At 72.2% G+C, this 25,571-nt stretch carries 28 protein-coding genes and 1 pseudogene; 16 read left to right on the forward strand and 13 right to left on the reverse strand.

Annotation, left to right across the window (positions count from 1 at the left end; all coding sequences use genetic code 11):
* From pheS to BKE41_RS16720, 3 genes are all read left to right on the forward strand, one after another.
* The gene (pheS, locus tag BKE41_RS16710; RefSeq protein WP_043074041.1) at positions 1-1,083 is read left to right on the forward strand and encodes a phenylalanine--tRNA ligase subunit alpha; all 1,083 of its coding nucleotides are present in this window, start codon (positions 1-3) and stop codon (positions 1,081-1,083) included.
* A 98-nt stretch (positions 1,084-1,181) separates the two neighbouring features.
* Entirely contained in the window at positions 1,182-3,602 is a 2,421-nt protein-coding gene (pheT, locus tag BKE41_RS16715) for a phenylalanine--tRNA ligase subunit beta (protein WP_070999855.1), read from the forward strand.
* A gap of 9 nt (positions 3,603-3,611) precedes the next feature.
* Entirely contained in the window at positions 3,612-4,493 is an 882-nt protein-coding gene (locus BKE41_RS16720; RefSeq protein ID WP_070999856.1) for a DUF1186 domain-containing protein, read from the forward strand.
* On the opposite strand, the gene moeB is transcribed toward BKE41_RS16720, so the two are convergent.
* From moeB to BKE41_RS16735, 3 genes are all read right to left on the reverse strand, one after another.
* Complete coding sequence (gene moeB / locus BKE41_RS16725; RefSeq protein WP_012320103.1) at positions 4,482-5,267, reverse strand: molybdopterin-synthase adenylyltransferase MoeB; 786 nt, start codon at positions 5,265-5,267, stop codon at positions 4,482-4,484. The genes BKE41_RS16720 and moeB overlap by 12 nt on opposite strands.
* A gap of 103 nt (positions 5,268-5,370) precedes the next feature.
* Positions 5,371-5,892 (reverse strand): translation initiation factor IF-3, encoded by a 522-nt coding sequence (infC, locus tag BKE41_RS16730; protein ID WP_012320104.1) that lies wholly within the window; start codon positions 5,890-5,892, stop codon positions 5,371-5,373.
* A gap of 209 nt (positions 5,893-6,101) precedes the next feature.
* Positions 6,102-7,388: a glycosyltransferase family 4 protein gene (locus BKE41_RS16735; protein ID WP_012320105.1), complete on the reverse strand. Its 1,287-nt coding sequence runs from the start codon at positions 7,386-7,388 to the stop codon at positions 6,102-6,104.
* Between the two features lie 107 nt (positions 7,389-7,495).
* Between BKE41_RS16735 and BKE41_RS16740 the strand changes: the two genes are divergently transcribed.
* Positions 7,496-8,263 carry an alpha/beta hydrolase gene (locus BKE41_RS16740; RefSeq protein WP_029357740.1) on the forward strand — a complete coding sequence of 256 codons (768 nt, stop codon included), beginning with the start codon at positions 7,496-7,498 and terminating at the stop codon, positions 8,261-8,263.
* A gap of 21 nt (positions 8,264-8,284) precedes the next feature.
* On the opposite strand, the gene BKE41_RS16745 is transcribed toward BKE41_RS16740, so the two are convergent.
* Complete coding sequence (locus tag BKE41_RS16745; RefSeq protein ID WP_024829492.1) at positions 8,285-8,569, reverse strand: DUF1150 domain-containing protein; 285 nt, start codon at positions 8,567-8,569, stop codon at positions 8,285-8,287.
* A 101-nt stretch (positions 8,570-8,670) separates the two neighbouring features.
* Entirely contained in the window at positions 8,671-9,099 is a 429-nt protein-coding gene (locus tag BKE41_RS16750; protein WP_012320108.1) for an Hsp20 family protein, read from the reverse strand.
* Positions 9,100-9,518: 419 nt separating this feature from the next.
* On the opposite strand from BKE41_RS16750, the gene BKE41_RS16755 reads away from it, so the two are divergent.
* The 7 genes from BKE41_RS16755 (at position 9,519) to BKE41_RS16785 (ending at position 13,776) form a co-directional block, all read left to right on the forward strand.
* A complete protein-coding gene (locus tag BKE41_RS16755) occupies positions 9,519-9,998 on the forward strand; it encodes a hypothetical protein (protein ID WP_012320109.1) in 480 nt (159 codons plus the stop codon).
* Between the two features lie 74 nt (positions 9,999-10,072).
* Entirely contained in the window at positions 10,073-10,543 is a 471-nt protein-coding gene (locus tag BKE41_RS16760) for a hypothetical protein (RefSeq protein ID WP_029357739.1), read from the forward strand.
* 132 nt (positions 10,544-10,675) lie between these two features.
* Complete coding sequence (locus tag BKE41_RS16765) at positions 10,676-11,365, forward strand: MotA/TolQ/ExbB proton channel family protein (RefSeq protein WP_012320111.1); 690 nt, start codon at positions 10,676-10,678, stop codon at positions 11,363-11,365.
* A 54-nt stretch (positions 11,366-11,419) separates the two neighbouring features.
* Complete coding sequence (locus BKE41_RS16770) at positions 11,420-11,896, forward strand: ExbD/TolR family protein (RefSeq protein ID WP_012320112.1); 477 nt, start codon at positions 11,420-11,422, stop codon at positions 11,894-11,896.
* 4 nt (positions 11,897-11,900) lie between these two features.
* Positions 11,901-12,893 carry an energy transducer TonB gene (locus BKE41_RS16775; RefSeq protein WP_070999857.1) on the forward strand — a complete coding sequence of 331 codons (993 nt, stop codon included), beginning with the start codon at positions 11,901-11,903 and terminating at the stop codon, positions 12,891-12,893.
* A 298-nt stretch (positions 12,894-13,191) separates the two neighbouring features.
* The gene (locus BKE41_RS16780) at positions 13,192-13,509 is read left to right on the forward strand and encodes a hypothetical protein (protein ID WP_012320114.1); all 318 of its coding nucleotides are present in this window, start codon (positions 13,192-13,194) and stop codon (positions 13,507-13,509) included.
* A gap of 6 nt (positions 13,510-13,515) precedes the next feature.
* Entirely contained in the window at positions 13,516-13,776 is a 261-nt protein-coding gene (locus BKE41_RS16785; protein WP_012320115.1) for a BrnA antitoxin family protein, read from the forward strand.
* A gap of 41 nt (positions 13,777-13,817) precedes the next feature.
* Here the strand turns inward: BKE41_RS16785 and BKE41_RS16790 are convergent, their stop codons facing one another.
* From BKE41_RS16790 to BKE41_RS16800, 3 genes are read right to left on the reverse strand one after another with little or no spacing between them, the layout of a single operon-like run.
* Complete coding sequence (locus BKE41_RS16790; protein ID WP_012320116.1) at positions 13,818-14,297, reverse strand: YaiI/YqxD family protein; 480 nt, start codon at positions 14,295-14,297, stop codon at positions 13,818-13,820.
* Positions 14,294-14,497 carry a hypothetical protein gene (locus tag BKE41_RS16795; protein WP_012320117.1) on the reverse strand — a complete coding sequence of 68 codons (204 nt, stop codon included), beginning with the start codon at positions 14,495-14,497 and terminating at the stop codon, positions 14,294-14,296. The genes BKE41_RS16790 and BKE41_RS16795 overlap by 4 nt, the downstream gene beginning before the upstream one ends.
* A complete protein-coding gene (locus BKE41_RS16800) occupies positions 14,497-15,570 on the reverse strand; it encodes an adenylate/guanylate cyclase domain-containing protein (RefSeq protein WP_024829488.1) in 1,074 nt (357 codons plus the stop codon). The genes BKE41_RS16795 and BKE41_RS16800 overlap by 1 nt, the downstream gene beginning before the upstream one ends.
* Before the next feature lie 296 nt (positions 15,571-15,866).
* Between BKE41_RS16800 and BKE41_RS16805 the strand changes: the two genes are divergently transcribed.
* The gene (locus tag BKE41_RS16805) at positions 15,867-16,706 is read left to right on the forward strand and encodes an aldo/keto reductase (RefSeq protein ID WP_070999858.1); all 840 of its coding nucleotides are present in this window, start codon (positions 15,867-15,869) and stop codon (positions 16,704-16,706) included.
* A gap of 12 nt (positions 16,707-16,718) precedes the next feature.
* On the opposite strand, the gene BKE41_RS16810 is transcribed toward BKE41_RS16805, so the two are convergent.
* The 3 genes and pseudogenes from BKE41_RS16810 to BKE41_RS16820 form a co-directional block, all read right to left on the reverse strand.
* The gene (locus BKE41_RS16810) at positions 16,719-18,311 is read right to left on the reverse strand and encodes a sensor domain-containing diguanylate cyclase (protein ID WP_245295796.1); all 1,593 of its coding nucleotides are present in this window, start codon (positions 18,309-18,311) and stop codon (positions 16,719-16,721) included.
* A 243-nt stretch (positions 18,312-18,554) separates the two neighbouring features.
* Positions 18,555-20,735 (reverse strand): annotated as a pseudogene (locus BKE41_RS16815) (transglycosylase domain-containing protein); the annotation flags it as partial.
* Between the two features lie 253 nt (positions 20,736-20,988).
* Positions 20,989-21,858, reverse strand: coding sequence for a LysR substrate-binding domain-containing protein (locus BKE41_RS16820; RefSeq protein WP_199825796.1), 870 nt, complete (start codon positions 21,856-21,858; stop codon positions 20,989-20,991).
* 96 nt (positions 21,859-21,954) lie between these two features.
* Between BKE41_RS16820 and BKE41_RS16825 the strand changes: the two genes are divergently transcribed.
* Complete coding sequence (locus tag BKE41_RS16825; RefSeq protein ID WP_012320123.1) at positions 21,955-22,173, forward strand: hypothetical protein; 219 nt, start codon at positions 21,955-21,957, stop codon at positions 22,171-22,173.
* Between the two features lie 4 nt (positions 22,174-22,177).
* Positions 22,178-22,894: a DUF1275 family protein gene (locus tag BKE41_RS16830; protein ID WP_070999859.1), complete on the forward strand. Its 717-nt coding sequence runs from the start codon at positions 22,178-22,180 to the stop codon at positions 22,892-22,894.
* A gap of 37 nt (positions 22,895-22,931) precedes the next feature.
* On the opposite strand, the gene BKE41_RS16835 is transcribed toward BKE41_RS16830, so the two are convergent.
* Positions 22,932-23,315, reverse strand: a complete 384-nt coding sequence (locus BKE41_RS16835; RefSeq protein WP_012320125.1) for a hypothetical protein — start codon at positions 23,313-23,315, stop codon at positions 22,932-22,934.
* Positions 23,316-23,499: 184 nt separating this feature from the next.
* Here BKE41_RS16835 and BKE41_RS16840 point away from each other — a divergent pair, with 184 nt between their 5' ends.
* Together BKE41_RS16840 and BKE41_RS16845 are read left to right on the forward strand one after the other, a co-directional pair.
* On the forward strand, positions 23,500-24,051 hold the full coding sequence (locus tag BKE41_RS16840) for a hypothetical protein (RefSeq protein WP_070999860.1): 552 nt from the start codon (positions 23,500-23,502) through the stop codon (positions 24,049-24,051).
* Positions 24,052-24,165: 114 nt separating this feature from the next.
* On the forward strand, positions 24,166-24,411 hold the full coding sequence (locus tag BKE41_RS16845; protein WP_070999861.1) for a pilus assembly protein PilZ: 246 nt from the start codon (positions 24,166-24,168) through the stop codon (positions 24,409-24,411).
* A gap of 7 nt (positions 24,412-24,418) precedes the next feature.
* Here BKE41_RS16845 and BKE41_RS16850 read toward each other — a convergent pair whose 3' ends face one another.
* On the reverse strand, positions 24,419-25,489 hold the full coding sequence (locus tag BKE41_RS16850; protein ID WP_070999862.1) for an acyltransferase family protein: 1,071 nt from the start codon (positions 25,487-25,489) through the stop codon (positions 24,419-24,421).
* Positions 25,490-25,571: the final 82 nt, after the last annotated feature.

Consider the following 25,571-nt stretch of genomic DNA (forward strand, 5'->3'; position numbering starts at 1 on the left):
ATGACCGATCTCGACACCCTCGAACGCGATCTCCTGGCCCAGGTGGGCGCGGCGTCCGACGAGGCGGCCCTCGACGCGGTCCGCGTCGCCGCGTTGGGCAAGAAGGGCAGCGTCTCGGACCTGCTGAAGACGCTCGGCGCGATGACGCCGGAGGAGCGGAAGGAGCGCGGGCCCCTGATCAACGGCCTGCGCGACCGGGTCCAGGGCGCCGTCACCGCGCGCAAGACCGAGCTGGCTGAGGCCGCCCTGGAGGCCCGGCTCGCCTCCGAGCGGGTCGACGTGACCCTGCCGGTCCGCGAGGCCCCCGAGGTGCGCGGCCGGATCCACCCGATCTCCCAGGTGATCGACGAGATCACCGCGATCTTCGCCGACATGGGCTTCGCGGTCGCCGAGGGTCCGGACATCGAGACGGACGAGCTGAACTTCACGGCGCTCAACTTTCCGCCCGGCCACCCGGCCCGCGAGATGCACGACACCTTCTTCCTGGCGCCGGACCGCGACGGGAAGCGCAAGGTGCTGCGCACCCACACCTCGCCCGTGCAGGTGCGGACCATGCGGGCGCAGACGCCGCCGATCCGCGTGATCATCCCGGGCCGGACCTACCGGCACGATTCCGACCAGACCCACACGCCGATGTTCCATCAGGTCGAGGGGCTGGTGATCGACACGAGCGCCAACATCGCCAACCTGAAATGGGTGCTGGAGGAGTTCTGCAAGGCGTTCTTCGAGGTGGACGGCGTGAAGATGCGCTTCCGCCCGTCCTTCTTCCCCTTCACCGAGCCCTCCGCGGAGGTCGACATCCAGTGCTCGCGCAAGGGCGGCGAGATCCGCTTCGGCGAGGGCGACGACTGGCTGGAGATCCTGGGCTGCGGGATGGTCCACCCGAACGTGCTGCGCAATTGCGGGCTCGACCCGGACGCCGTGCAGGGCTTCGCCTTCGGCGTCGGGATCGACCGAATCGCCATGCTCAAATACGGCATGCCGGACCTGCGGCCGTTCTTCGAGGCCGACGTCCGCTGGCTCGACCATTACGGCTTCCGCCCGCTCGACGTGCCGAGCCTCGTGGGCGGCCTCACGGCCTGAGCCGCCCCGGCCGAGCCGCGGCCCTCCGGCCCCGGTGACGGCCCCGCGATCCTGTTCCTCCGACGGTCGAGCCGATACCGGGCTCTCGAAGGTCCATCATGAAATTCACCCTCGCCTGGCTCAAGGACCACCTCGACACCGAGGCTTCCCTCGACACCGTCGCCGAGACGCTCACGCGGATCGGCCTGGAGGTGGAGGGCATCGAGGACAAGGCCGCCGCGCTCAAGCCCTACGTGATCGCCCGGATCCTGAAGGCCGAGCAGCACCCGAACGCCGACCGGCTCCGGGTCTGCACCGTCGATACCGGCGCGGGCGCGCCTGTGCAGGTGGTCTGCGGCGCCCCGAACGCCCGGGCCGACCTCGTCTCGGTCTTCGCGCCGCCGGGCACCTACGTCCCGGGCAAGAACATCACCCTGTCGGTGGGCACGATCCGCGGCGTCGAGAGCCGCGGGATGCTGTGCTCGGGCGCCGAGCTCGGCCTCGGCGACGACCACGACGGCATCATGGAGCTCCCGACTGACGCGCCGGTCGGACAGGCCTACGCGCTCTATGCCGGGCTCGACGATCCGGTCATCGAGATCAACCTGACGCCGAACCGGCCGGACTGCGCCTCGGTCCACGGCATCGCCCGCGACCTCGCCGCCGCCGGCATCGGCACGCTCAAGCGCGAGACCCTGCCGGGCGTGCGCGGCGAGGGCCCCTGCCCGGTCGAGGTCGCGCTGGCCCTCGATCCGGCCGACCGCCACCTCGCCCCGCTGTTCGCCCTGCGGCTGGTGCGCGGCGTCAGGAACGGCCCGTCGCCGGCCTGGATGCAGGCGCGCCTGCGCGCTATCGGCCTGCGGCCGATCAACAGCCTCGTCGACATCACCAACTACGTCACGTTCGACCGCGGCCGGCCGCTCCATGTCTTCGACGCCGCCAAGGTCGCCGGCGCGCTGACCGTCCGGCGGGCGCGGGAGGGCGAGAGCCTGCGCGCCCTGGACGGCCGGACCCACGCCCTCACCGACGATACGGTGGTGATCGCCGACGCGAACGGCGTCGAATCCATCGCCGGCATCATGGGCGGCGAGGCGTCGGGCTGCGACGCCGGCACCACGGACGTGCTGATCGAGTCGGCCCTGTGGGACCCGACCAACATCGCCCAGTCGGGCCGCCGCCTCGGCATCATCACCGACGCGCGCTACCGCTTCGAGCGGGGCGTCGATCCGGCCTTCACGCTCCCCGGCCTCGACCTCGCGACCCGGCTCGTGGTCGATCTCTGCGGCGGCACGCCGACCGAGGCGCGGGTCGCCGGGGCGCCGCCCGAATCCGAGCACGTCATCGACTTCCCCTGGACCGAGGTCCGCCGCCTCGCCGGCCTCGACGTCCCGCGCGCCGAGATGCAGCAGATCCTCGAGACGCTGGGCTTCCACGTCTCCGGCGCCGGGGACCGGGTGACAGTGCGGCCGCCGTCCTGGCGGCCCGACGTCGAGGGCAAGGCCGACCTCGTCGAGGAGGTCGTCCGCATCGCCGGGCTCGACCGGATCGAGGCCGAGCCCCTGCCGCCCCTCGCCGGGATGGGCCGGCCTCTGCTCACCGTCATGCAGAAGCGGACCCGCCTGGCCAAGCGCGCCCTGGCGAGCCGCGGCCTCATGGAGGCGGTCACGTGGTCGTTTGTCCCGCACGACGACGCCGTCCTGTTCGGCGGCGGCGGCGCCGACCTGATCCTGGCCAACCCGATCGCCTCGGAGCTGTCCGACATGCGGCCGAGCCTGGTGCCGGGCCTCCTGCGCGCGGCCCAGCGCAACGCCGACCGCGGCTACCCGGACGCCGCCCTGTTCGAGGTCGGCCAGTGCTTCGCCTCGGACGAGCCGGAGGGCCAGACCATCCGCGCGGCGGCGGTCCGCCGCGGCGGGGCGACCCTGGCCGGCGCCGGGCGGCACTGGGACGGCAAGGCCGCGACCGTCGACGCCTTCGACGCCAAGGCGGACGCCCTCGCCCTGCTCGGCAGCCTCGGCGTGCCGACGGGCGGCCTCCAGATCACGGCGGGCGGCCCGTCCTGGCTGCATCCCGGCCGCTCGGGCACGCTGCGCTTCGGCCCGAAGACCGAGATCGGCTGGTTCGGCGAGGTGCATCCGCGGACGCTGCAGGCGCTGGACCTGAAGGGGACCCTCGTCGCCTTCGAGATCGTCCTCGACGCCCTGCCCCTGCCCAAGCTCAAGCCGACCAAGGCCAAGGCCGCCCTGGCGCTGTCGGAATTCCAGCCGCTGTCGCGGGACTTCGCCTTCGTGGTCGGCCGCGACGTCCCGGCGGGCGACATCGTCAAGGCCGCCCAGAACGCCGAGCGCAAGCTCGTGACCGGCGTCGACGTGTTCGACCTCTACGAGGGGCCGGGCGTGCCGGACGGCGCCAAGTCGGTGGCGATCGCGGTGCGCCTCCAGCCCGTCGAGCGGACCCTGACCGACGCGGAGATCGAGGCGGTGAGCGCCAGGATCGTCGCCGAGGTCTCCCGCAAGACGGGCGCGACCCTCCGGGCCTGAGGCGCCGCCATGGACCGGATCGCGATGCTCATCGACGACCTCGCGGCGGCCGAGTACCGGCCGAAGGCGGCGCTGCGGGAGGCCCTCAACTACCCGGCCGCCGTCGCGGAGGCGACCCTGCCGCTGCTGGAGGCGGCCGCCGACGGGCGCGAGCTGGCGCCGGAGGAGACGAACCTCCTGTTCTGGGGCCTGCACGTCATGGCCCATGCCCGGGACACGCGCGCCCTGGCGCCGCTCCTCAGGCTGCTCCGGCACGACGAGGAGACCCTCGACGCCGTGCTGGGCGATGCCGTCACGGCCACCCTCGCCCGTGTCGTGGCGAGCCTGTTCGACGGCGATCCGCAGCCGCTGTTCCGGCTGATCCTGGACAGCACGGTCGACGATTACGCGCGCATGGCGCTGATGTGCGCCTGCACCTTCCTGACCCTGGAGGGGCGGATCGACCGGACGGCGATGCACGACCTGCTGGTCCGGTTCGACGACGCGCAGGCCGCCGTGGAGGACGGTCCCGCCTGGGTCGGCTGGGAAGAGACGATCGCGCATCTCGGCTTCCGGGACCTCGCGCCGCGCGCGGCCGCGGCCCGCGCCGACGGACGGCTCACCGACGAGGTCAGCGACGCCGGGTGGTTCAAGGAGGCCCTGCGCAAGGCGGAGACCAAGCCGGACGACCGCGACCGGCTCGGCCCCTACCAGTACGGCTACCTCGACGATCCGGTCGAAGCGCTCGACTGGGCCGAGGAGGGTGCGGGCGAGCCGCAGCGCAACCCGTTCAAGGATGTCGGCCGCAACGACCCCTGCCCGTGCGGCTCGGGGAAGAAGTTCAAGAAGTGCTGCCTCGGCAAGGCGGAGGCGGAGGGACCGTGGATGCCGCCGGAGCCGCTAGGCGGCTGAGGCGCCGCTGCCGCTGAGCGGGTTCTCGGGATCCCAGCCGTAGGTCAGGGTCTCGAACCGCATCGCGCGGGCGTCGACCATGAGGAGGCGCCCGACCAGCGGCTCGCCGAAGCCCGCCACGGCGCGGATCACCTCCATGGCCATCAGCGAGCCCATGACGCCGGCGAGCGCGCCGAGCACGCCGGCCTCCGCACAGGCGGGCACGCTGCCGGGCGGAGGCGGGTTCGGGAAGAGGCAGCGATAGGTCGGGTTCGGAGTCCCGTCGGCCCCGGTCTCGTGCGCGCGGATCGTGGTCAGCGTGCCGTCGAAGCGGCCCAGCGCCGCCGTCACCAGCGGGCGCCCCGCCCGGAAGCAGGCGTCCGACACCGCGTAGCGCGTGGCGAAGTTGTCGGATCCGTCGGCCACGAGGTCGTAGCCGGCGATGAGGTCGACGGCGTTGCCCGCGTCGATCCGGAACGGGTGCCGGACGACCGTCACGTGCGGGTTGAGGCGCGCCACCGCGTCGGCCGCGCTCTCGACCTTCGGCCGGCCGAGATCCGGCGTCCCGTGGATCACCTGCCGCTGCAGGTTCGACAGGGAGACCGTGTCGTCGTCGACGAGGCCGATCGTGCCGATCCCCGCGGCGGCGAGGTACTGGATCAGCGGCGCGCCGAGCCCGCCCGCCCCGACGACGAGGATCCGGGCGGCCTTGATCCGGGCCTGACCGGGACCGCCGACCTCGGCCAGGACGAGGTGGCGGGCGTAGCGTTCGATCTCGTCGGGGGCGAGGGCCATAACCTGCCCATAATCCGCGGCGGCGCCGATCGGAAGCGCTGAAAAGACAACGCCGCCCCTGTGAGGAGGCGGCGCAAGTCTCGCGTCCCTGGATCCGGGCCGCTCAGCGCGGCGCGAGGATCATGATCATCTGCCGGCCTTCGAGCATCGGCTCGCTCTCGACCTTGGCGATCTCGGCGGTCTCGCTCTTCACGCGCTCCAGGAGGCGCAGACCGATATCCTGGTGAGCCATCTCACGACCGCGGAAGCGCAGGGTCACCTTGACCTTGTCGCCCTCCTCGAAGAAGCGGTGAACCGACTTCATCTTGGTGTCGTAGTCGTGCTTGTCGATGCCGGGACGGAGCTTGATCTCCTTCACCTCGACGGTCTTCTGCCGCTTGCGGGCCTCGTTCTGCTTCTTCTGCTCGTTGAAGCGGAAGCGCCCGTAATCGAGCAGCTTGCAGACGGGCGGCACGGAATTCGGCGCGATCTCCACGAGATCGAGACCGACTTCCTCGGCCAGGTTCAGGGCGTCGAAGAAGGGGACGACGCCGCGGTTCTGCCCGGTATCGTCGATCAGCTGCACTTCCCGCACACCGCGAATGTCGCGGTTCGCGCGCGGCCCGTCCTTCTGCGGGGCCGGCATGGCTCTCATCGGTCTACGAATGGCTTAGGTCTCCTGCTGCAACGGCGAAACGGCGGATCCCCAGGAGGATCTCCTGACCGCCTGCCGTCCCGGTTTCATCCGGACATACAACGTTGGTGGAACAGCGCCCAGAGTCAACCGCCCAGCCGCGCGGCGGCGCAAATATTCGGCCGCCGCGTCGCGATTCGAGGCCGGGACCGGTGCCGCCGTCAGGCCGACCGACCGAGCAGCCCGGCATAGACCGCCAGCGTGTCGCCGACCATCCGCTCGAGGGAGAAGTGCGCCTCGACATGCGCGCGGCTCCGCCGCCCGAGGGCGTCGCGGGCGCTCGCGCCGAGGGAGAGCGCCTCGGTGAGGGCGGCGGCGAGCGCGGCCGCGTCGCCGGGCGGCACGCGCCATCCGGTGCGCTGGCCCGCGGGGGTCTCGGGCGGTGCCAGCACCGTTTCCGGCACGGCGCCGAGGTCCGAGACGACCACCGGGGCGCCGAGCGCCTGCGCCTCCACGGCCGAGCGCCCGAAGGCCTCGGGCTCCACGGACGGCACCGCCACCACCGAGGCCGCGCGGAAGGCCGCCGGCATGTCGGTGCAGTGCCCGACCCGGCGGACGATGCCCCCGAGGCCGCGCGCGGCGATCAGCGCGTCGAGCTCGCGCTCGTAGGCGGCGCGGCCCTGCGGATCCCCCGCCAGCACCACGGCCAGGTCGGGAACGCCGCGGTCGCGCATCTGCGCGGCGGCCTCGATCAGCACGCGATGGCCCTTCCAGGCCGTGAGGCGGGCGGCCAGCAGGATCACGCGCTCGTGGGGCGCGACGCCCCAGCTCCGGCGCAGCGCCTCCACCCGGGCGGCGCCGACCGCCACCGGGTTGAACACCGCGAGGTCCGTGCCCCGGTGGATGACCCGCACGCGGTCGCCGGCCTGCTCGGCATGCAGCCGGTGGATCAGGTCCGCGGTGTAGTGCGAGTTCGCGATGACCACGTCGCCGCGGGCCATCACCGAGTTGTAGAGCACCTTCACGCCGGTCCGGCCGGAATAGCTGCCGTGATAGGTGGTCACGAATGGCAGCCCGAGCCGGCGCGCCGCCCCGAGGGCGACCCAGGCGGGCGCGCGGGAGCGAGCGTGGATGATCTGCACCTTCTCGCGGCGGCAGAGCGCCATCAGCCGCAGGACGTTCACCGCCATCGAGGCCGGATTCTTCGACGCGGCCGGGAAGCGCAGCCAGTGCCCACCCTTGGCTTGCAACTCGCCGACGAGACGTCCGCCCTCCGTCGCCACCAGGGCGCGAGCGCCCACGGCGGCGAGGCCGCCCGCGACATCGACCGCGGTGCGCTCCGCGCCCCCCGCGTCGAGTTCGGGGATGATCTGCAGGATGCGTGCCCCCGCCAGCGCCCCGACTTCCGCCGGGAAGCCCGACAGGGCGTGGGTTCCGTCGCCCGTTCGCGGGCCCTCGGCGAGGACGCGAAGGCCCCCGACCGGTATCTGCCAAATGCTCGCTGCCATTGATCCAGCATCGCCGCCGGGCTTTACGGTCCGGTAAACGAGAGTTGAAGCCGAACCGTTCAGGACCGGACTTCTTCCACGTTCAGACAGGGATATCGGAGAGATCGATGACGGATACCGCCCCCGAGTTCCTCACCGTCGGCACGGGCGACGCGGCCCGCCGCATCGCCGTGCGGGTGCGCGCGGGCGGCGGGCCGCCCGTGGTCTGGCTCGGCGGGTTTCGCTCCGACATGACCGCCACCAAGGCGACGGCCCTGGATGCCTGGGCGGCGCGGACGGGCCGGACGCTCATCCGGTTCGACTACGCCGCGCACGGCGCCTCGGGTGGGACCTTCACGGACTGCACCATCTCGTCCTGGCTCGAGGACGCGCAGGCCGTCCTCGCGGCCTACGTGACGGAGGCACCGGTCCTCGTCGGCTCGTCGATGGGCGGCTGGATCGCCTGCCTGGCGGCCCGCGACCGTGTTGCCCGCGGGCAGGCGACGGCGGGGCTGGTGCTGATCGCGCCGGCCCTGGACTTCACGGAGGAGCTGATCTGGAACCGTCTCAGCGCGGCGGCCCGCGCGATGCTGATCCGGGACGGCGTCCTCAGGAAGCCCAGCGACTACGCGCCGGAGCCGGACCCGATCACGCGGGCCCTCATCGACGACGGCCGCCGTCACTGCATGCTGGGCGGCCCGGTGGACCCGGCCTGCCCGGTGCATATCCTCCAGGGCATGCGGGACACCGACGTCCCCTACACCCACGCCTTGAAGACAGTCGACCGCCTGCCGGCCGAGGGGACGGTGCTGACGCTGATCGCCGACGGCGACCACCGCCTGTCGCGGCCGCGGGATATCGCGCGGCTCGTGGCGGCGGTGGCCGAGATCGCCTGACCGGGCCCCGGGTCGGGCCGGTCAGTGCAGGCTGACGGGCTGCAGGTCGTGCGCCGCGGCGTTGGCCAGGACGACATCCCGCGAATCGGCGAGCATGATCGGGGCGCCGCTCGCCGACAGCAGGGCGAACAGGTCGAGGCCGGGCGTCAGCTCGGGAGCCTGCGGGAAGAAGCGGCGGACCTCGTCGGACCGGATCGGCCGGACGTAGGCGATGTGCCCCTCGCCCAGCGCCGCGAGATCGGCGGGCTGGAACTCCGCCGGGTCGAGATCGGCGGGGGTCAGGGGAGACGGGTTCAGAACGGTCATCAAGCCCTCCTGGGGTGGCAGAGCGTCCACCGCCGATCCTGAAGGCACCGGCGGCTCGACCCTGATGTGGGGATCCGCGCCGGCCAATCAATCGGTCGGCCTCAGCCGCGGGCCCCGATATCGATCTTGCGCACGATGCGGTCCGGCTCCGGCCGGACCAGGTCGATCGACAGGAGGCCGTTGGCGAGGTCGGCGCCGAGGACCTCCATGCCGTCCGCGAGCAGGAAGGCCCGCTGGAACTGGCGCGCCGCGATGCCGCGGTGGAGGAAGTGCCGCTCGCGCTCGTCCACCTGCCGGCCGCGCACGACGAGCTGGCTCTCCTCCAGCATCACGTCCAGCTGATCGCGGGTGAAGCCGGCCACCGCCAGGGTGATCCGGAGGCGCTCGGGCTCGCTCTCGGTGCGGGGCAGACGCTCGATGTTGTAGGGCGGGTAGCCGTCGTTGGCGGCCTTGGAGACCCGGTCGAGGGCCTGCTCGATCTCGTCGAAGCCGAGCAGGAACGGGTGCCCGAAGGGCGAGGATCGGGTCATCGCGGCCATCATCCAGAAAGCGAAGCCTCCGACCCCGGGATCTGCCGCAATCCCGGGATGCCTGAGCACCTCGTCGACAGGAGCCCGCTCGAGGCAGCGCTCCGCCGGACGCGACGACGCCGGCAACACGGAGATATGGCCAAGGCCTTCCGGGCCATCAAGGGAGGAGGCCGGTTTCGCCGGACGCCTGTGCAGCGCGTATATCCGGGATGTTTAGGCAAAAATTTGCGGGATCGATAGGCAAAGGCCCGAACAGCCACGCTTTCTTCTAACAGTTTGGAACTGCTCTGATTTTCTCTTCGGGCCTTGATCCGGACAGCGGGCCTGGATACTGCCGCGACAGGCGACGATCCGGCTTCCGAGATTGATCGCCGCGATCTTTTTACGCGACGCGAGGCACCGGAGCCGTGAGCACGCCCATGACCCCGTCGGACCATGCGGCGATGCGGCGCGTCGCCGACGTGTGCGGCGACGAGGCCGATATCCTGGCCCTGTCGGTGGCCCGTTTCGTGGCGGCCGGCTACATGACCAGCGACGTCGCCTGCTGGAATGCGGCCTTCGACGGTGCCGAGCAGCTGCTCGGCCCGACGGAGGGCTGCCGCTTCGTCGCCTGCGTGGTCGCGATCATCCGGGCGCTGCGCGCGGAGCGCGACGGCGACTGGTCATTCATGCCGGCGAGCTGCTGCCGCGTGACCGGCCACGAATGCGCGCTGGTGAAGCTGATCAACCGGGGCCGCCAGCGACTCTGGGCGGATCTCGAGGCGGCCGCGGCCGAGATCACCGGCCAGGACGCGGCGCCGCGCCTCGTGGCGGCGGTCCGCGCCGCGGTCGGGCCGCTGGACGCGGCGGCCGAGCGCCTCGCCCCGGCCACCTGCCCCGCCGGAACGGTGCTGCACTGATCCCGCTCCCCGCCAACCCGGTCCGCGCGGCGAAAGCCGGCGGCCGGCGCAAACTCGAAGAGGATTTGGTCACGGTGCTTGCCCTGCGCGCTCCCCTGTACCGCCGTCGGATCGGGCGCATCGCCCTCGACACGGCGGCCTGCTTCGCGCTCTCGGCGCTCTTCGTCGTGTCGGCCCTGGCGCAGGACGCGTCCGAGAAGGCGCCGATCAAGCTGCAGCTCAACAAGGTCGAGACCGCGGGCGAGGCCTGCCGGATCACCATGGTGATCGACAACAAGGGGTCCGGCCTCAAGTCCTACAAGGTGGATCTCTTCGCGTTCGACCCCGAGGGCGTCGCGCAGAAGCGGGTGGCCGTCGAGCTCGGTCCGCTGCCGCCGAAGAAGACCACCGTGAAGATCTTCGATTTCCCCGGCATCGCCTGCAACAAGGTCGGTCGCGTCCTCCTGAACGACGTTCTGACCTGCGACGGCGGCGACGCCGGCCGCGAGGCCTGCCTCGAGCGGACCGAGACCGACAGCAAGGCCGGCCTCCCGTTCGACCGCTGATGCAGGTGGTGTGACGGTCGACGAGACCAAACCGCCCGGCGGCGAGGGCCGCCGGGCGGCCTGCGGCTTTCGCCGCACCCCGAGACGATGGCGGCGCAAGGCCGCGTGAGACCAGGACGCCAGGAGCCCGCGATGGACCCGACACAAGCCCCGATCGAGGCGGCCCACGACTTCTCGTTCCTCGGCCTGTTCCTGCAGGCCGACCCGATCGTGAAGGGCGTGATGATCCTGCTGGTGATCGCCTCGATCGCCTGCTGGACGGTGGTGTTCGAGAAGGTGATCCGGCTCGCCGCCGCGCGGCGCCAGGCCAAGGCCTTCGCGAACTTGGTCCGCTCCGGCGGCAGCCTCGACGGCGAGCATCGCGGCATCGCCGGCCACGTGGTGAAGGCGGCGATCGACGCGTGGCGCGATCAGGATTCCTCCGAGACCCGGGCCGAGCGCCGCGACCGCATCGAGCGGGCGATGAAGGGCGCCCTCACCATCGAGGTGAAGCGCCTGCGCACCGGCCTGTCGCTGCTGGCGACCTCGGGCTCCACGGCCCCGTTCGTCGGGCTGTTCGGCACCGTCTGGGGCATCATGAACTCGTTCTCGTCCATCGCCCGCAGCCAGGACACCTCGCTCGCCGTGGTGGCGCCGGGCATCGCGGAAGCCCTGTTCGCGACCGCGATCGGTCTCGTCGTCGCGATCCCGGCGGTGATGGCCTACAACAAGCTCGCGAGCGACGTGAGCGGCATCCAGAGCACCTTCTCGTCCTACATCTCGGTCCTGGGCAACCGCCTCGCGCGCGACCGCGCCGGCGCCCACCGCGCGGCCGCCGAGTAGAGCGACCGGCGCCCGCCCCCAGAGAGCCGAACGTAAAGGTACCGGAGACGCCCCATGGCGATGGGATCCATTCGCGCGAACGACGACGACGACCTCGACGACGTGCCGATGTCCGACATCAACGTCACCCCGATGGTCGACGTGATGCTCGTGCTGCTGATCATCTTCATGGTCGCCGCGCCGCTGATGACCACCGGCGTTCCGGTCCAGCTGCCGAAGACCGCGGCCCCCAAGGTCGCGCAGTCGAAGAAGCCCGCCGAGGTGACGGTCGACAAGGACGGCAACCCGTCCATCGCCAAGGAGGTGTTCACGATGGAGAGCATCGTGCCGCGCCTGCGCGAGATGGCCGCCGCCGACAAGGACCAGGTCATCCTCGTGCGCGGCGACCGCGACGTGCCCTACGGCAAGGTCATGGAGGTCATGGGCCTCGTCGGGCAGGCCGGCTTCACCAAGGTGTCGCTGATCGCGCAGTCGCCCGGCGGCGCCGCTCCGGCCTCGCCCGCCGCCGCCCCCGCAGGGACCGCGCGCTGACCCGATGAGCACCTACACGTCGACGGATATGCCGGCCGGTCTCGGCGAGCGCCGCCCGTCCGGGCTGCTCGCCGCCTTCCTGGTTGCCCTGGGCCTGCACGCCTGCGTGCTCGCCGCGGTGATGTTCCTGCGGCTCTCCCCGCCCGCACCGCCCGGCGAGCAGCAGATCACCGTCGACCTCGCGCCGCTCATGACCGACGCGGCCACCGAGGCGCCGGCGGAGCAGCAGATGAGCCAGGAGGCCCCTCCGGAGACGAAGCCGGTGGACGCGCCGCCGGACGAGGCCGTCCAGCCGCCGCCGACCGAGATGACCGAGGTGAAGCCGGAGGACACCCAGGCGGTCGAGATGCCGCAGGAGGCTCAGCCCGTCGAGGCGCAGAGCCAGGTCATCACCTCCGCGTCCGAGGCCGCCGAGCCGCTGGCACCGCCGCCCACGGAGGTCGCGAAGTCCGTGGAGCCGCCGAAGCCGACGCCCGATCCGGCCAAGCTGAAGGCGGAACGGGAAGCCAAGCTGCGCAAGATCCGGGAGGAGAAGCTCCGCGAGCAGAAGCGCGAGGAGGCCCGGCAGGAGCGCCTGGAGGAGATCCGCGAGGCGAAGGCCAAGGCCGCGCGCGAGGCCAAGGCCCGCGAGGCCAAGGCCCGGGCGGGCGCCGAGCGGAGTTCGGCGTCGGCCTCGCGCGAGAACGCGGCCGGCCGGGCCGCCGCGGGCAACGATCCGAGCGCCATGCGGCAGTGGCAGGGCGCGATCAGCGCGACGATCCACAGCCGGATGAACGTGAACGCGGCCGTCGGCACCGGCGGCGGGACCGCGGTGGTGCGGTTCACCGTGATGCGCTCGGGTCAGGTGACGGGAGCGGGCGTGGCCCGCTCCAGCGGGATCGGCCAGATCGACAGCGCCGCCCTCGCGGCGGTGCGCGGCTCCATGCCGGCCGCACCCGCGGGCGTGACGCAGTCGAGCCTCTCGATCTCCATTCCGCTCAACTTCCGCGTGCGTTGATCGGGCGACGATCGGGCCCGATTCCACTCGGCTGAACATGGGCGCGGTCCGGATCGTCCAGCGGACGCGTACGAATAGTGTGCGCCGTCCGTCCCGGCCGGCGATCCGGATTCGCCATCGGCCGCGCGGGCATGCTAAAGCCTTCGTCAACCTGCCCTCCCCGCGCGCCTGACGGCGATGCGGGAGGGCGCCGATCCGGCCTTGCCCTCCGCCCCTCGAACAGGCCGGACCCGCTCAGACCCCGTCCCGCGCAGGCTGCGCCGGGTCGGATCCGTCGAGCCGGGGTGAAAGGGACAGGATGAGCGACGACACTGAGTACGACCTCGACGAGGTGAATGCCACCCGCGACGCGGAGGCGGAAGCCAAGACCCGCGCCGAGAACCGCGCCGAGCGCGCGGAACGGGCGGAGCGCATGGCTCGTGAGGGCGCCCAGGCGATGGCGGAGCACCACGCGGCCATCAAGGCGATGGACGAGCGGACCGTGCGGCTGCGCTCGCTCCGGCTCGCCAAGGAGGCCGCGGACGCGCAGGCCAAGGCGGCCGAGAAGGAAGCCAAGGCGGCCGCCAAGGGCAGCGCGAAGAAGGCCGCGCCGAAGAAGACGACCGCGAAGGGCTAGAGGTCGATGGCCGAAGACCGCAATCGCCGCCGCTTCAGCGACCCGCGCGCGGCAGCCGAGGCGGCGTTCCGGGCCGCCACCAGTCCGAAGCCCGCCGCCCCGCCGCCGCAGGCGGCGCCGCGGCCGGCTGCGATCCCGGGCTCGCGGGAAGTGGTGAGCCTGCGCCTCGACAGCGCCGTGCTCGCCCATTTCCAGAAGGACGGGCCGGGCTGGCAGGACCGCATCAACGAGGCGCTCAAGGCCCTCGTCCCGGCGGCCGAGGCCTGAAGGCCGTCGGGCCAGGAAGCCCTCGATCCCGGAACAGGCGCTCAGACCGGCTTCGGCCGCTCGCGAAGGATCCGGTTCACCGCCCGGTCGAGGGCTGACAGGAAGGCCGACCGATCGGCGCGCGAGAAGGGCTTCGGCCCGCCCGTGATGGTGCCGGCTTCGCGCAACGATTGCATCAAGTCGCGGGTGGCGAGGGCGAGACCGATCCCGGCCTCGCTGAACGGCTTGCCGGTGAACGCCAGGACCGTGGCCCCGGCCTTCACGCAGCGCGCGGCCAGCGGGACGTCGGCGGTGAGCACGATGCTCCCGGGCCCGGCCCGCGCGGCGATCCAGTCGTCGGCGGCATCGAGTTCCGGGCCGACGACCACCCGCTCGATCCAGGGCTCGCGCGGAAGGTTCAGCACGCTGTTGGCGACGACGTGGACGGTCAGGCCGTAGCGTTCGGCGACCCGGTAGGTCTCGTCCTTGACCGGGCAGGCGTCGGCGTCGAGGTAGATCGGCGGGCGCGGTGCGACACTCATGGGCGGGGTACCAGCTTCGAGGTGAAGCCTGCCAGGATGAGGAGCACGCCCAGGGCGAACTGCCCGTGCTCGATATCGCCGCCCACCGACAGCACGATGGCGCGGCCGAAGACGACGAGTCCGATCAGCGGCAGCCCGAAGCGCAGCGCCATCTTCACGGCGATCAGGGCGTTCGCCCGCGCGGTGCTCGACCCGGACATCAGCGGGCGACCGCGGCGCGCCGGGGCGGCAGGTCCGCCACCGGTGCGGTCTCGGCGGGCCCGCGCTCCAGCGTCGCGACGGACAGCGGCGCACCGCGGCCGCGGAGCGCGTGGGCGCCGAGGGACCGCGCCCGCACCCCGGCCGGCAGGCGCGGCAGGCGGTTGAGGAGATCCTGCGAGATCAGGATGCCGACGCCGAGGGGGCGGCACAGGGCCTCGATGCGCGAGGTCACGTTCACGGCGTCGCCGAAATACGCGATCTTGTGGCGGTCGACCCCGACTTCGGCCGTGACCACCGAGCCGCCGTGCAGGGCCGCCCGCAGCCGCGGCACCGTGCCGAACCGGGCTTGCCAGGCCGCGGCGTCCGCCTCGATCCGGTCGAGCACCTCGAACACGCAGGTCACGCAGCGCGCGTCCTTCAGGCCGCGGGCCATCGGCCACGTCACCATGGCGAGATCGCCGACGTAGTCGTCCACCGAGCCGCCGTTGCGCCGCACCGGCTCGGCGAGCGTCGCGAACACCGCGCTGAGATATTCCTGCGCGCGGAGGTCGCCGTGAGTCTCCGCGAAGGCCGTGGAGCCGACGACGTCGAGGAACAGGAAGACCCGCTCCTCCGCCACCGGCTTGTGGTAGCGGCCGATCATGAAGTTCACGAACACCTCGCCGCCGATCAGGTCGCGCATCCGGATGACGAAGACCAGCAGGCCCGACACCGCCAGGGCGTAGGCCAGGACCCGCGCCGTCATGCGGGTCGCGGTCGTGAGGTCGTCCGGTGTCAGGGCGAACGCCCAGACGACCAGGCCGCCCAGCGCGTTGCCCGCCATGATCATCAGCACGTAGGCGAGTTCCGCGGCCAGCACGTAGAGCCAGGCCGGCAGCCGGCGGATCCGCGCCTGCAGCCCGGCCAGGATCAGCCCGCGGTCGAAGGCCAGCACCGTGGCGCCCATGCAGAGGCCGTAGGTGAATCCGGCGAGCGGCGAGGCTCCGGCCGCGAAGATGATGTTGTAGAGCAACCCCGCGCCGGCCGCCGCCAGCAGGATCAGACCCCAGAATATCCGGTGGGCCGGCAGCATCGACGCATCTCCAGCAGGGCCAGCCGACGGACCGTGCGCGGGTCCGGGTGTCGCGTGGCCCTGCGCGGCGGCGCTGCGCGGGGCAGCGCAGGCTCGGCAAGCCCGCGCCGCCGGACTTCGGGTATGGGCCCAAAGTTTAGCGCCGCGGGAGGCCGCATGCCATTGCTCAACGCCCCAAGATGGCGCGAGTAAGGCGTGCCGGGTTGTTGCACGGCCGAGCCGTGATACGCCGGCGGCCCGGGACACGACCGGACCGCCGCCTGCAACCCCTGTGACAGCGAAGAGGGAGCGCTGCCATGTACGCCAGGAGCTTCGGCGCGACGCGCGTCTCTGTGCCGGTCATCGGCCAGGGCACGTGGCACATCGACAGTTCGGATCGCGCGGACGCGATCCGGGCACTGCGGGCCGGGATCGACGCCGGCATGACCCATATCGACACCGCGGAGATGTACGGCGACGCGGAGGCGATCGTCGCCGCCGCCGTCGCGGATTGCCGCGAGGAGGTGTTCCTCGTCTCGAAGGTGGTGCCGGGCAACGCGACGCGCCGGGGCGTCGCGCGGGCCTGCGAGGCGTCGCTCCGGCGCCTGCGGACGGACCGGCTGGACTGCTACCTGCTGCACTGGCCGGGCCAGCACCCGCTCGAGGAGACGATCGCCGGCTTCGAGGACCTGCGCCGGGCGGGCAAGATCCTGTCCTGGGGCGTCAGCAACTTCGACGTCGAGGATCTCGACCGCGCCCTCGCCATCGCGGGGCCGGACCGGATCGCGTGCAATCAGGTCCTCTACCACCTGAACGAGCGGGCCATCGAGCACGCCGTGCATCCCTGGTGCGAGAAGCACGGCGTCGCGATGGTGGGCTACTCGCCCTTCGGCAGCGGCGATTTCCCCGATCCGGCCAGCGCCGGCGGCCGCGTGCTGGCGGGCATCGCGCAGAACCACGGCACGACGCCCTACGCGGTGGCCCTCGCCTACCTGACCCGGCTGCCGGGCACGTTCACGATCCCCAAGACCGGTCGCCCGGACCGGGCCGTTGCGAATGCCGGCGCGGCGGACCTGCACCTCGGCGCGGCCGAGATCGCCCTGATCGACGCGCATTTCCCACGGGGTCCGCGCCCCCGGATGCTGCCGATGCTCTGAGAGCGGGCCGGCTCAGGCCCGCAGCGCCAGGGTCACGGGATCGGCCGGCGCGGCGGCCCGGACGCGGTCGCGGCCGGCCTTCTTGGCCGCGTAGAGGGCCGCGTCCGCCGCCGGGAACAGGCCCTCGGGCGGATCGCCGCCGCCGGGATCTGCGCTGGCGACGCCGATGCTCACCGTGGCGCTGCCCCCGACCTCCGGGGCGTGGGGGATGCGGAGGTTCACCACGGCGCGGCGGATGCGCTCCGCCGCGACGCTGGCGGCCGTCGCGTCGAGGCCCGGCAGCAGGGCGACGAACTCCTCGCCGCCGATCCGGAAGCTGAGCCCGGCGGTATCGAGGGTCCGCTGCAGGCAGTCCGCCACCGCCCTCAGCACCTCGTCGCCGCGCTGGTGGCCGAAGCGGTCGTTGAACTGCTTGAAGTGGTCGGCATCGACGATCATCAGCGCCAGGGGTGTCCGGAGCTGGACGGCCCGCTTCCACTCCACGGCGAAGTGCTCGTCGTAGCTGCGCCGGTTCGGCAGGCCGGTCAGGCCGTCGGTCCGCGCGAGCACGGCGAGCGCGGCGTTCGCCTCGCGGGTGGAGGCCTCGGCGGCCACATGGCGCCCCACCTCCCGGTGCAGCAGGACCGTCAGGCCGAAGGACAGGCCGCAGAGGCACAGGATCAGGACGCCGACGATCGCGGCCTTGTAGATCCAGACGCCGCGGATGCTGTCGACATCCGTCGCCACGGTCACGATCAGCGGCAGGTCGCCGAGGTCGGCGAAGCTGTAGACCCGCTCGACGCCGTCCAGGAACGAGCGCCCCTGGAACTCGCCGCGCGGCGTGGCCCGGTACATCTTGTAGCCCGTGCTCGCGCTGATGCTCAGGCCGAGCGCCTGCGGGAGGGCCGGCGCCCGGATCAGGAGCGTTCCGTCCCGGTGGAAGACGTTCAGGGCGATGCCGTCGTCGAAGTGCAGACGCTCGAACAAGGCCTGGAAATGCGCGAGCTTGATCGATCCCGAGACGATCCCGGCGAACGAACCGTCCGGCGTCCGGATCCGGCGGGTCATGCGGATGATCGGCTCCCCGGTCAGCCGCGACACGGTCGGGCCGGACAGGATCAGGCCGCCATCGGGGTTCGACCGGTGGAACTCGAATTCCGGCAGCGCGCGCAGGTTGGGCCGGGCGTGAACGGACGGATCACTGGTCAGACGGACATCGCCGGCCGCGTCCGTGACGGCGATCGGACCGAGCCCGGACCCCGCCACCGCCGTGTCGAACAGCGCCAAGCGCCGGATCTCCGGCTCCAGGGCCCCGATGTCGGTGCGGCTCGCGAGGCGCGCGGAGTTCTGCAGGGAGAGATCGTAGACCCGCAGGCTGTGGCCGACGCCCTCCTCGATGACCGCCAGCAGGTTCGACGCGTTGCGGCGCGCGTTGTGCCAGGCGACGTCGCGCAGATCGAGGCAGAGATAGACGCCGAGCAGGGCCAGGCAGACCAGCAGGCACGTGCCGCCCACCGCGATCAGGCGCGAGGCGCGATCGTCGAGATGGGCTCGGATCGCTGTGGCGGTCGCGCGCAGGAGCATGGACTCGTTCGGGCTGCCGCCGGCCGCGCCATTGCGGTTCACGGACTTACTGTTGACCCGATCTTACGTCCGCGAAGATTGAAAAAGCGGTTATTAGCAGCATTAAGAAGCGCCAAATCGCTGCCTATACAAATAGAGGCCCGTACCCCTGTCAGTGCCGGCGCGGGCGCGCGCCGCGGTTCGGAACTCGCGGTCGTCGGGTCGATACAGGACGGCGCGCGTCGCGGGCGGCCACCGCCCGCGACGCGCGCCCTTGCGCGATCCTGGCAGGCGCGGCGCGTCAGTCCCGATGCCGAACAGCTTCTCGATGAAGTTGCGGTCATCCTTCTGGGCGCGCCGTGCCGGCGCGGCCTGGCGCGGCGCCGGCGCCTCCGGCTCGCCGAGGATCTGACCGAGGAGCCCGCCCGGGCCGGCCGGGGCGGCGCTCGCCACCGAGGCGGTCGTCTCCGGCTGCCGGCGCCAGCGATTCAGGCCCGGGAGCGGGACCGGCGTCTGCCCCTTCAGCGCCTGGGTCATGTAGGTCTTCCAGATCTCCGCCGGCAGGTTGCCGCCGGTGACCTTCTTGGTGAGCTCGCCGTCGTCGTTGCCGAGCCAGACCCCGGTCACGAGGCTGCCCGAGAAGCCCATGAACCACGCGTCGCGGTAATCCTGCGTGGTGCCGCTCTTCCCCGCGAGGTCCCAGCCGGGGATGTCGGCCTTCTTGCCGGTGCCGCTCACGAAGGTCTCGTGCATCATGGCGTTCATCATGCCGTCGGCGTTGGCGTCGATGACCCGGCCCAGACCGTTGTCGGAGCGCTTGTAGAGCACCTTCCCGTCCTGGCTCTTCACGGCGGTGACGACGTACGGGATCACGCCGATGCCGCCGTTGGCGAAGGCCCCGTAGGCGCCGACCATCTCCAGGAGCGTGACCTCGGACGTACCGAGGGCGATGGACCCGTTGGCCTGGAGCGGCGAGGTGATGCCGAGGCGCTGGGCGGTCTGGACCACGGTCTTCGGCCCGACCTCCTGGCCGAGGCGCACCGCGACCGTGTTGAGCGACTGGGCGAGCGCCGTCCGCAGCGTGACGGGGCCCTCGTAGCGGTGGGAGTAGTTCTCCGGCGCCCAGTTGCCGATCCGGATCGGCGCGTCCTCCCGGACCGTGTCGGGCGTGGCGCCGTGCTCCACGGCCGCGAGGTAGACGAACGGCTTGAACGAGGAGCCGGGCTGACGCTTGGCGGTCGTGGCCCGGTTGAACTGGCTCTGCGCGTAGTCGCGGCCGCCGATCAGGGCGCGGATGGCGCCGTCGGGCCGCATCGAGACCAGGGCGCCCTGGCTGACGTTGTAGCGCGTCCCCTTCGCGTTGAGCTCGTCGGTCAGCGCCTTCTCGGCCGCCGCCTGGAGGCTGGGATCGACGGTGGTCTGGACCGTGATGTCGGTGTCGAACTTGCCGACGTAATCGTCGAGCACGTCCATCACGAGGTCGGCGACGTAGTTGGCCGACCCGCCGCCGCGGGCGTTGGCGGGCTTCGCCGGCTGGGCGAGCGCCACCTTGACGTCCTGCGCCGACGCGAAGCCCAGCTCCTGCATGGCGGCGAGGACCTGGGCGGCGCGGGCCTGGGCGGCCGGCAGGTTGCGGTTCGGGGCGAGGCGCGAGGGCGCCTGCACGAGCCCGCCGAGCATCGCGGCCTGCGCGAGGCTCACCTCCTTGGCGGGCTTGCCGAAATAGCGCTGCGCCGCCGCCTCGACGCCGTAGGCGCCGGCGCCGAAATAGACGCGGTTCAGGTAGAGTTCGAGGATCTCGTCCTTGGTGTACTTGTGCTCGAGCCAGAGCGCGAGGATCGCCTCCTGGATCTTGCGCGAGGCCGAGCGCTCCGGGGTCAGGAACAGGTTCTTGGCGAGCTGCTGGGTCAGGGTCGAGCCGCCCTGCGCCACGCCGCGACGGGTCAGGTTCTGGCCGATGGCCCGGACGATGCCGACGGGATCCACGCCGAAATGCTGGTAGAAGCGCCGATCCTCGATCGCCACGAAGGCGCGCGGCAGGTAGGGCGGCAGCTCCTTGATCGACACCACACGGCCGCCGGTCTCGCCGCGATTGGCGAGCAGCGAGCCGTCGCTCGCCAGGATGGCGATGTTGGGCGGCCGCTTCGGCACCGCGAGCTGGTCGATCGGCGGCAGTTGCGACGCGTGGTAGGCGATGAGCCCGGCGAGCCCGATCACCCCCCAGAGGCCGAGGACGACGGTGCCGTAGACGATGCGGCCGAGCCAGGAACGCCGACGTCGTCCGCGACCCGAGGCCTTCGCCCGCCCCGTGGTCCGCGCCGGCGCCTTGTTCGGCTGCCGCGCTCCGCCGCCCGATCGCTTCGCCACGCCGTCTCCTGCTCCCGGCCGGTCTTCCCGAGTCAGGCGCAGGTCGAGTTCGCCGCGATCCCGCGCGCGCCCCTCGGGCACGTCGAAGTTCGGCTCAATCCTGCCCCGACCCTTGGCCATGCATCCCGTCTTCGAATGTTCCGCGACGACGCGCGTCTGTCCGGCGCACCGCAGGACGGTCTCCGCACGCCAAATGCGGCGGTTTCGCGCCCCGTCCGGAAACGACACGGAGGCCGGCGCCGCCGGCCGTCCTTGTCGAAACCGTTTGTGACCGCTTCGCGGTACGGTGCGGAAAAAGGCTGGCCATTCCGTTAAGGACCGCGCCGGACCGGCCGGATCGAAGCCGGACGCCGCGCCGCGCCGCGGCGCGCAGCTAGTGCGCGGCGCCCTGAAGCTCGCCCGTGCTCGCCAGGATCGTCTCCTGCAGCGCGGTCGCCGCCGCGTGCTGGCGCCCCGGGCCCAATACGACGAACTCGACCGCGCCGAGCGGAGGCAGGCCGACCGCCTCGGGGATCGCCGCGAGACCTGGCGGCATGACCTTGGCCGAGTGCGGCGCGATGCCCAGGCCGGCCTCGACGGCGGCCCGCAAGCCCATCAGGCTGCCGCTCGTGCATACCACCCGCCAGGACCGGCCCACCGTCTCGAGGGCGTCGAGCGCCAGCGTGCGGGTCATCGAGGGCGGCGGGTAGAGCACAAGGGGCAAGGGCTTGGCCGGATCCGGGACGAAGCCGGGCCGGCCCGTCCAGATCAGGTCCTCGGTCCAGGCCAAGGTTCCGCGCGGATCGCCGCGCCGGCGCTTGCAGAAGATCACGTCGAGCTCGCCCGCGTCGTAGCCCTGGTAGAGGGTGCGGCTCAGCCCGACCGTGATCTGGAGATCGACCGCGTCGTGCCGACCGGCGAAGCGGGCCAGCACCTGCGCCAGGGTCGACAGGGTGTAGTCCTCGGAGACGCCGAGACGGATGCGGCCGCGCAGGCCGCCCGGCGAGAAGAAGGCGCGCAGCCGGTCCTGCGCGTCCACCACCTCGCGGGCGAAGCCGATCATGGCCTGGCCGTCCGGCGTCGGAGCGACCCGGTGCGTGTCCCGCGTCAGGAGCGGCCGACCGAGAGCCTGCTCCAGCCGCGTGATGTGCCCGCTCACGGTGGATTGCCGGAGGCCGAGCGCCTGGGCCGCGGCCGTGAAGCTGCTGCTCTCGACGACCGCCAGGAACGAGCGCAGCAGCTCGATGTTCAGGTTGCCTATCATGGTTCACGATAACCGATATCGGTAACGCCGCGGGCTCGCGCGGCGTTAGGGTTCGAGATGGACCCGTCCCCGGGCCGCGCCGCGGAGCCTCGTTCGATGTCCGCACCCGTGATCGTGACCACACTCTTCGTCGGCGGCCTCGTGGCGATTCCGACACTCGGACGGTGGGCCGTACAGGTCACGGAGGTGCTCGCCTCCCTGCTGGCGACCGCCACCGTGCTGGTCGTGATCCTGTACCTCTGCGACCGCTGGCCGGACTACTTCGCCAACCCGCGGATGCCGGTAGGCACGATGGCGGCACCCTTCGCCGACTGAGACGATGACCCGTCCCGCGCGGTCGCAGAATCCGGGGAGCGGACCCACGGCGGGCGCCGCCCTGGCGTTCGTCGCAGGCTTCGTCGACGCGGCCGCCTTCATCGCCCTGACCGGCCTGTTCACCGCCCACGTCACCGGTAACTTCGTCCTGATCGGCGCCGAGCTCGTCGCGAGCTCGAGCGGCGTGGTGGCCAAGCTCCTGGCGCTGCCCGTCTTCGTCGGGGCGGTGGCGGGAGCCCGGGTTCTGGCCCTGGTGCTGGAGCGGCGGGGAGTCGATCCCCTGCCCTGGCTCCTCGCCGTCGAGGTGGCCCTGCTCGCGGGGTTCGGCCTGTGCGGCACCGTTTGGTCACCCCTCGGCGCGGCGGACGGCGCCGCCTCCATCACCGTCGGCATGCTCGCGGTCGCGGCCATGGGCCTGCAGAACGCCGTCGGACGCCTGTCCCTCGGCCATCTCGCGCCCACGACGGTCATGACCGTCAGCGTCAGCCAGGCCGTCATCGACGCGACGGACCTCGCCCTGGGCAGCGGCGAACAGCGCGAGCAGACCCGGAAGCGGTTCCTGCGCGTGCTCCCGGCGATCGCGGCCTTCGCCGCGGGCGCGCTCTGCGGAGCCTACGGGATCGCGCATCTCGCCTTCGGCAGCATCGTCCTGCCACTCGGCGTTCTCGTAGTCCTGATCGTCGCGTCCGCGGCGCCCGCCGACGCGGGCGCCGTCCCGTGAGGAGCCGCCCCGCGCGGCGGTCAGGCGGCGACCGGCGTCACGGCTCGGCCGAGGGCTCGGCGGCCGGCTTGCCGAGCACCCGGCGGGCCTCGGCGAGCAACACGGGGTGGCGGGCAGCCTGCGGACCGGCATCCGGCGTCTCGCGGCCGAGCCGCGCGATGCGCGCCCGGAACAGGCGCCGGCGCAGGCCGAACCGTCGGACGCTCATCAGCAGCGCCTGAAGCACGAGGCGGACGGCCTCCGTCCGCTCGCGCTCCTCCACGATCGCCGCCGCGAGAGCGGCCTCGCGGCTGAGCGCGGCCTGGAGCTCGTCCCGGACGGCGGCGCGGGCCGCCTCGTCCCTGCGCGCCGCGTCGAGCTGGATCCGGCATTCCTGCAACGCGCTGAGCAGCAGAAGCTCCTGCGCGGACGCATCCCTCATCAAGGCCTCCCGGGGCGCCCTCTCCCGTCCGAGACGGGGCGTTCCGCCCGATCACCGACGCGCCGGCCGCGGACCGGCCCGCGCGCGTCCTCGTGCGACGCCATAGCGAGCGCGGCCGCTGGCCGGAAGCCGCCGACCGGATTATTCGGCACGCGGACCGCGAACCACGGGGGGAATCGGGGACGTGCAGATTCGGATCGCTCTGGCCTTCGGGGCCATCACCCTGGGAGGCGGCGCGCTCGCGCCCGCCCCGGCCCAGGCCTATCAGCTCGACACGGTGAACCTGGTCGGTTGTGCGCAGGAGGGCGGCGTCTGCCGGATGCCCTACCCCACCAATGTCTATTACGGCGTGCCCGGCCGGACGAACGGCCGGCCCTTCCCGCAGGGCGGCGTCGTGCCTTGCAACACCCAGACCTTCGGCGATCCGGCACCGGGCCAGGCGAAGAGCTGCTGGTACGCCCCGCGCATCAACGCGGGCGGCGGTGGCGGCTACGGCGGCGGCGGAGGCTACGGCGGCGGGGGCTACGGCGGCGGGGGCTACGGCGGCGGGGGCTACGGCGGCGGGGGCTACGGCGGCGGGGGCTACGGCGGCGGCTACCGCAACGACGGGTACGATGACCGACGCGACGCCTACCGCGACCGCCGCGACTACGACCGCCCGCCGGTGCGCCGCCCCTACGACGACGATTACGGTCCGGGCCCGCGCCGCTACCGCGGCGATCCGGACGAGTATTGATCTCGGTCGAGCAGGGCAGACGCGGGAACGTATTTGCCCTGTTAACCGCCATCCGGCATCGTCCGACTCCGCGGAGCCCTATCCGCGGAGCCGCGGGACCGGACGGAGGAGCTGATGACGGAGAATCGCCGCGGCGCTTTCCGGAAGAACGCTTTCACCTTCGGCGCGGTGCTGCTCGACGGCGGCGAGGTGAGCTGCCTGGTCTGGGACGCCACGAACGTGGGTGCGCAGATCGAGGTCGAGGACGATCAGGCCGTGCCGGACCGCTTCCCACTGCGGGTCAGCGCCGGCGCCGAACCGCGCCCGGCCACCGTGGCGTGGCGACGCAGCCGGCGGATCGGCATCGCCTTCGACGGCTGAGCCCCTCTCAGGTCGCCTGCAGGGCCGGGCGCGGGCGGGGTCCGGACGCCACCAGCCGGAACCGGCGCGGCCGCACGAACAGCAGGTCGAGCGCCGTCCCGCGGACCAGCCGCTCCAGTGCCAAGGGCAGAACGACCGCCATCGTCATGACCGCGAGGCTCGCGAGGCCGATATCGCCGATCGCGCCGGTGCGCACGAGGACCTCCCGGGTCGCGGCCATGGGCAGCGAGAAGGCGAGGTAGATCACGATCGAGCGCTGGCCGCAGGTCCGGACAGCCTCCGCGACCGGGCCGCCGGCGCGGCCGATCAGGGAGGCCGCCACCACGATCGCGAGGGCACCGGCGGCGCCGAGGGCGAGGCTCACCAGCGGCAGGCTGGCGAGGGTCGGATGGTCCGGCAGGCCCGACGGGGTCAGCGCGAGCCAGCCCTCGAGGAATGCCCAGGCGGCGAGTCCGCACAGGGCGAGCGGGACGCGGCGGCGCGCCGCGTCGGCGAGCGCGAAGATCCGGCCGGCGAACAGGTAACCCGCGACGAAGAAGACGTAACGGGCGCAGAATTCCTCGATCAGGGTCGACTCGCTGCGGATGTCGGCGATCTGCAGCAGGGCGGCGCCGGCGAGGAGCACGCCGCCGGGCACGCGACGCAGGGCCTTGGTGACCACCGAGAACACCGCCAGCAGGTAGATGAACCAGAGGCTGGAATAGGGCTCGATCAGCGCGTGGGCGAGGTGCGCCGCGAAGGCCGCGGGCCCGGCATCCCCGACGATCTTGCCGCATCTGGCAACCGACTGGATCACCAGCCAGAGCAGGTAGAAATAGGCGAAGTGGACGACCCGGCGGTCGGAGAACAGCCGCCAGTCGCGGTCGATCACCCGTCCGACGAACAGGCCGGAGAGCAGGAAGAAGTCCGGGATCCGGAACGGCTTCGCGAAGGCGACGACCGGGTGGAGGAAGCCCTCGCCGCCCATGGCCTCGCCGGTGCCGACGACCGAATGCATCATGACGACCAGGAGGATGCAGATCCCCTTGGCGATATCGACCCAGGCGAGCCGATCTCCCGTATCACCGACCCCGGCCATCGACCCACCCCTCGCGATCGGGGTGATCCTGGACCGGTTCGGGTTGACGGCAAGGAACGGGGCGGCGGCCACCTGCGGATAG

This window comes from Methylobacterium sp. C1, from assembly GCF_001854385.1.
GTDB classification, from domain to species: domain Bacteria; phylum Pseudomonadota; class Alphaproteobacteria; order Rhizobiales; family Beijerinckiaceae; genus Methylobacterium; species Methylobacterium radiotolerans.